Origin of the sequence: Rhizobium sp. 42MFCr.1 (assembly GCF_000377185.1) — a bacterium.
GTDB classification, from domain to species: Bacteria; Pseudomonadota; Alphaproteobacteria; order Rhizobiales; family Rhizobiaceae; genus Rhizobium; species Rhizobium altiplani.
Map to the genome: position 1 here is coordinate 1 of NZ_KB897893.1, position 5,809 is coordinate 5,809.

Here is a 5,809-nt window from a genome sequence, read left to right on the forward strand (position 1 = left end):
AGGCTGCAGCGAACCCTCGGGCACGTCCAGCTCTTGATCCTCGACGACTGGGGCCTGGAGCCGCTCAATGAGCAGGCGCGCCACGACCTTCTGGAGATCCTCGAGGATCGTTACGGCCGCCGCTCGACAATCATTACCAGTCAGCTTCCGGTATCAGCCTGGCACGAGATCATCGGCAATCCAACCTATGCTGATGCCATCCTTGATCGCCTCGTTCATAACGCCCACCGCATCGACCTATCCGGGGAAAGCTTGCGGCGAAATCAGCGCCGGAAATCTTGACTCGTTACACGAATGAACTGACAACAATCACTGCCAGCAGGACCCCAACCTCAAGGGGGCGAGATTATCCCGGAATCCGGGGGCGCAATCATCTCGGAACAAAGGGGCGGCTTCATCGGAATCGGCATTTCTGGGCGCTCATTCGACCTACCGGAGGGTCTGCGGATGAGGTTTCGCATCGGGATCAATCTTGGGGACGTGATTGTCGACGGAGGAAATCTCTTCGGTGATGGTGTGATGTCGCAGTCCGCCTTGAGGCACTCGCGGAGCCGGGTGGGATCTGCCTTTCTAGCGCTGTCTATGAGCAGGTGGAACAGAAGCTGCCTCTCGGCTACGAGGACATCGGACCTCAGGCGCTAAAGAACATCGTGCGGCCGGTGAAAGCCTATCGGGTGTCTCTTCGCCGGGGGGCGGAGACGGTCCTTTCGATCACCGCAACGAGCACTTTCTCATCCAACTGGCTGGTTCCGCGATTGGGCGGCTTCCGAAATGCCAACCCCGATCTCGACATTGAACTGAAAGCGATGAGCCGAGTGGTCGATTTCAGTCGAGAGCCGTTCGATGTGGGAATCCGGGAGGGGCATGGCAAATGGCCTGGCCTTAAGGCTCACCCCTTAATGGATCGGGAGTTCGCCCCGTTTTGTAGTCCGGCTTTCCTGGAGGCGGCGGGTGAAATTAGGGTCCCTTCTGACGTTCTGAAACACCCATTGCTCGACTGGAGGGATGATTGGTGGCTGGACTGGTTTAATGCAGCGGGCGTCGACAGCCCAAAACCGTCATTTTCTCAGAACTTCCAATTTGATACGCAACTTGCGATTAGCCAGGCCGTAATTTCCGGGCAGGGGATAGCCCTTCTTACGCCTATGTTCTTTCAGACCGAAATTCAGTCAGGTCGCTTGGTGCAATTGTTTGATTTGACCGGCCGCCATGGGAAGTTCTGGCTCGTCTATTCGGAAACACGGCAAAACTCTCGCAAAATAGTCGCCTTTCGGGACTGGCTCCTCGGAGAAGTCTAGCGGGCGCTCTAGACAATCGACGGTTCCCAAGAGATGGATGCTCGCGTCTTTCATGTGCGATTTTCGCCCAAAGCATAGGCAGAGCTACGTGGCGTGACCATACGAGAGCCGCTCTGGCTCTTTCCTTTGCCGGGGCAAAACAAAAGCGCCCGCCAGGTAGGACGAGCGCTTCAAACTGCACATTGTTTTCGCGGACTTAGCGAGCGCCAGCTCTTGCGATCCGCTCGATTTCGCCGCGATTGATGCCAAGGTCGTGGAGTGAGCGATTGCTCATACGGCCCAGTTCGGAGACCGTCTGACGATACTTGCGCCAATTGTTAAAAGTGCGTGCGATGTTCATGATAAATCCCCTTTCCTGGGTTTTCGAAGTCAGCTGCCAGTCCGTGGCGCTTCGATTACTTCGATGTCGCTTATATATGATTGGTCGGACCAATTTTGCAGCGCGAAGACTGGACCTCAGCTATGCGTAGATTGCATGTCGTGCGCAGTGGTGAATGCGGCAAGTCGATGCTCAATGCGATCCGTACGGTTCGCATTGATGCCTGGAACTCGACTGCAGCCAGAAACGGAACGGGCGATGATCTGCGAAGTCCATATGGCCACACTTGGCAGCTGCTATAGCAAATGACTACGGTCTCCGTGATCTCGTGCGGAAAAGCCTGGTGCAATCAGCGCAGTAGCCGCATCTCAATGAGCCGCGAAAACGGGTGGGGTCGTTTCGTCCGGTACCACAATTCCAGCGTAGTGGATCGGATTGTCTTTGCGATCCCGAAAGCATCGGCCGAAGGCGGAAACCGAAACATAGGATCCATCTGCCTTTTGTGACCGATAGTGCTGCACCGTTGGGTGTTGCGCGACAATGGCGTCGCTGATTTGTTTAGCCAATACAGCCACGTCGTCGGGGTGCACACGATCAAGATAGGTTTGCACCGGCAATCCCCGTTCAGTTTCCGCGGGATCGAGACCGAACAACGCGGCGAGGGCACCGTCCGCGTACACGAGGTCCGCGTTCATGTCCCACGTAAACAGGCCGGGGTCAGGCATTCGTTCACCCGAGATATTCGTGACGAATAAGTGCTTTGCGTCCGGCACCGTTGGTCCTCTCGTTTGCCGTTTTGCATAGAATGTCCGTAGCTCGACGTGTCCGCAAGTTGGCCTTTTGGCCTTTGAGAGAAGAGTATGGCATCCAGAAGTTATGTTGACTTGGCAGCCGGACCGGCGTCCCGCGCAAAGATCTCTCCTACGGCTTCCAGGACCCTACGAATACTGTCGTCTGATGTCGAGTAGTAGATTGTCTGCGCCTTGCGTCGCGTGGTGACTACCCTTGCGGCACGAAATCTTGCGAGATGCTGGGAGAGGGCCGACTGCGAGAGGCCCACCTTGTCTGCGAGTTCATTCACACTGAGTTCGGCGCCGAGAAGATGGGAAGCAATAAGCAGCCGCTTTTCATTGGCGAGGAGAGTGAGCAGCTTAGCGTGCTCAACGAAAACCATTTCATCATGCATTTCAATTCACCATTTAACCAACTGCGGCTGACTTATACGTAAGATGGCGTCCAGGCTAGAGATCGCTACATTACATTTTTGAGATATTCGAGCGCAGCTCTGAGACGTGTTCAGTGAACAGCCCGGATTACTGGTATTCCCGCTTCGTCCGCAGCCCGAATGAGTGCTTCGCGTGCTTCCTGCGCCGATAGCTTACCATGGATTGCGTCAAGGCAGACCTTCACCGCCTCCATGTACTCCTCTCCGTCGTCGGATGGCCAGTCACCTATAAGGGCTTCCGCAACCTCTCTCAGGGACCCGACGAGCCTGTATTTTTCCCGACCACCCATCACCAGCATCAGGGGAGCGAAATGATCGCTTCTGTGCCACTTCATTACAAAACGCCTCCGCACGGTAAACACATCATTAACCGAGCAAGAAGTGTTCCATCTTCACGACCCTTGCTGGAGACTCGACCAGCAGAGGCAGCAACGAAAGACCGCGCTTTGAGCGGGTGCGGAGGCTAGCATTCACGATCTCGGTGCAAATGCTACGCGCAAGTTGATGACGCCCGGGCCGCATTGTCACGGCCGCCAATGAACATGGTCTTCGTATTTCACCGGATGATATCGCCGGGTTACGAAGAGCAAGCGGAAAAAAAGAGGCCCCAATAGGGTGGGGCCTAGATTGATGAGCAGTGCCCGAGAGTGGGCAGCGCTGCGGACAATACGCCTCACGATCGAGGCTCTCAAGCAAAACAACTCTCGTTTACATTTCGTGACGATGATGCCTAACCACACCTTCGCGCTCCGGGCCACTGCTAACCCAAGATAAGCCAGTGCGTTCGGATCCGCGCAAACCTCGTGATTCAGCTCAGGCGTCGTCCAGACGCTGCGGCGCCGTGTATGATGAGGCAGCGCGCAAGCTAATAAATCGTGCTGGCGGCGACGCGTTGGAAAGACGTTCTCTCGCTACGCGCGAATAGCTTCGTCCATTACAATGAAAGGGGTGGCCGGGCAGGGAACCCGGGCCACCCCTGGCATCCGACCGGAGGTCGACCCGATCAGAGACTTCCAAGTGCCTCGCCGCGCTGCCTTTCCCCGTGACTTTAACCGAGGAGAGAGGGAGAAACGCGGCGCGCCGTTCTTAACTAGAATGCCCGCTGGAGGCGGAAGTAGCCTGTCGTGACGTCGTCGATTTTATCGCCGTCGAGGTAGTTGACGGCTGCCTTGGCGTAGAGGTTGTCGGCGATCTGATAGTCGACCGTCACACCGACCTTCCAAGCGTCGTTGTCCGAGAAGTCAGCGTGGGTAGCGGCGTTAACGACGCCGTAGCTGCCGTAGTACTGGGCGGCTGGAGTGATCTTCAGCTTGTCAGTCGCCTTGATGGCGTATTCCGCAGCAATCGCCCATTCGGAAGTGGAATAGTAAGCACCCGGATCGGACGCCCAGACAGCTGCGAGGCCAAGGGTGCCCGGACCAATAGCAACGGTACCCATCGCACGGACTGCGCCGGCTTCGTTATCGGTGTCGTAACCAGCCGTGACTTGGTAGCTGAAGATGCCAGCCTTGCCGCCGATGCCGACTGCTACGCCGACGTTATCGGGGACCTCGCCGTTATAGAACGGGCTATCCTCCAACTCGTCAACGCTGACGCCAGCGTAGACGTTTTCGGCTTCGTACTGATAACGGATGGAGTTGTGCAGCGTGACCTTGCTGCCGATGTCGTCCGTTTCGCCCGAGAGACCATCGTCCCACCAGCTGTAGAACAGACCGGCGCGGAAGCCAGCGATGTCGATGTAAGCGGAGTCAAGTTTCACTTGCTGCGAGGAAGCGTTGTCGGCATTCGTCTGCAGGACGATAACACCAGTGAGCGGGCCGTATTCGGTGTCGCTCTTGGCGGTGAACTGAACCTGGCCACGGGTATAGGCGTCCCAGTCAGAGTCGTTGGCGACTGTGGTGCCATTGCCAGTTGTTACACTGGCGTTCGGGCCGGCGTTAACCTGGAAACGGATGTAACCGCTGATCTTCAGGCAGGTTTCGGTGCCCGGGATGTAGAAGTAGCCGCTGCCGTAAGCATCGCAAACGCGAACGTATTCAACCGGCTCCGGCTCCGCAGCGACGATGGCGTCAGCAGCCTGGGCGCTCGAGATGGCAGCCAAGGCCGCGGTCGTGCTCACAAGGATCATCTTAATGTTCATTCTCAGTCCAATCTTCTGTCGATTGGGCACAGGTCATCATTGCCGAGAAACGGCTCTACCTACCCAGTTTTGGTGAAGGACTCTGCGAAGCAATTTGCGTTAGCGCAGAAGCGTGTTGCTCATTCTACCTGAATGAAAAAACTACCAATGACATTGTCTATTTGAAAAATGCACGGATCCCCCTTGGTATCTATGATTGAGCATTGCCCCACGGCATCGCTTATGCCCGTGCTACCTATCGCGGTGTTGTTCTCGTCCGCAAACTTGAATTGCAAAGGATTTATAAGTTCCCGTTATAGATGGCTTGATCCTCACCATGATCTGACCTGAATCTCTCCTGACGCCGCAAAATTCCCTCGAGAGGAGGAGATCACGGGCGAGGTGCGTGAAATCGCTGTCACGGGCTACAGCAATGCCGAGGAGGGTTTGTCAGCAGCGGTTTTCGATCATCAGGCCCGACCGGTTTCCTTTTGAGGGAGCTACCGTCCTTCCTCCGTTTAAGGACCTCGGCGATCGTCCACTACATAGCAGTCTGTGACCGCCGAAGGACCGTTCAGAAAATTACCTCGTAAGTTCAATCAGTTGTTCGAATTGTCTCGAGATTCCAATAGTCCTGCTTGACGGCTCTCTGGTTGGGCATCTATAAGCCCCCTCACTGAACGAGGGCGGCGGCGCTGCTGGCGACGAAGTCCTTCGCTCTCAAGTTTCTTTTAAGATTGGCTTTGGTGCTGATTGGTTCCTTGGACTTTTGGGTTTGAGGCGAGGAAATTCGACCGGGGTATCTGGTCTGTTATTTGACAATTGAAGATGAGAAGAAAGAGAAACGT

The 5,809-nt window shown here is 55.8% G+C and carries 7 protein-coding genes and 1 pseudogene; 3 read left to right on the plus strand and 5 right to left on the minus strand.

Features of this window, described 5'->3' with window-relative positions:
• Nucleotides 1-282: pseudogene (gene istB, locus C934_RS0131275) on the plus strand (IS21-like element ISRel16 family helper ATPase IstB); the annotation flags it as partial.
• A gap of 308 nt (nt 283-590) precedes the next feature.
• A complete protein-coding gene (locus tag C934_RS33160; RefSeq protein WP_018860440.1) occupies nt 591-1,298 on the plus strand; it encodes a LysR substrate-binding domain-containing protein in 708 nt (235 codons plus the stop codon).
• A 196-nt stretch (nt 1,299-1,494) separates the two neighbouring features.
• On the opposite strand, the gene C934_RS34480 is transcribed toward C934_RS33160, so the two are convergent.
• Entirely contained in the window at nt 1,495-1,638 is a 144-nt protein-coding gene (locus C934_RS34480; RefSeq protein ID WP_018860441.1) for a DUF1127 domain-containing protein, read from the minus strand.
• 122 nt (nt 1,639-1,760) lie between these two features.
• On the opposite strand from C934_RS34480, the gene C934_RS35000 reads away from it, so the two are divergent.
• Nucleotides 1,761-1,919 (plus strand): hypothetical protein, encoded by a 159-nt coding sequence (locus C934_RS35000; RefSeq protein WP_156828841.1) that lies wholly within the window; start codon nt 1,761-1,763, stop codon nt 1,917-1,919.
• A 66-nt stretch (nt 1,920-1,985) separates the two neighbouring features.
• On the opposite strand, the gene C934_RS33165 is transcribed toward C934_RS35000, so the two are convergent.
• The 4 genes from C934_RS33165 to C934_RS0131305 form a co-directional block, all read right to left on the minus strand.
• Nucleotides 1,986-2,342, minus strand: coding sequence for a PAS domain-containing protein (locus tag C934_RS33165; protein WP_156828842.1), 357 nt, complete (start codon nt 2,340-2,342; stop codon nt 1,986-1,988).
• Nucleotides 2,343-2,491: 149 nt separating this feature from the next.
• Nucleotides 2,492-2,803 carry an ArsR/SmtB family transcription factor gene (locus C934_RS34485; protein WP_083929955.1) on the minus strand — a complete coding sequence of 104 codons (312 nt, stop codon included), beginning with the start codon at nt 2,801-2,803 and terminating at the stop codon, nt 2,492-2,494.
• A gap of 110 nt (nt 2,804-2,913) precedes the next feature.
• Nucleotides 2,914-3,177 carry a DUF982 domain-containing protein gene (locus C934_RS0131300; RefSeq protein WP_018860444.1) on the minus strand — a complete coding sequence of 88 codons (264 nt, stop codon included), beginning with the start codon at nt 3,175-3,177 and terminating at the stop codon, nt 2,914-2,916.
• A gap of 755 nt (nt 3,178-3,932) precedes the next feature.
• Nucleotides 3,933-4,982: a porin gene (locus C934_RS0131305; RefSeq protein WP_018860445.1), complete on the minus strand. Its 1,050-nt coding sequence runs from the start codon at nt 4,980-4,982 to the stop codon at nt 3,933-3,935.
• Nucleotides 4,983-5,809: the final 827 nt, after the last annotated feature.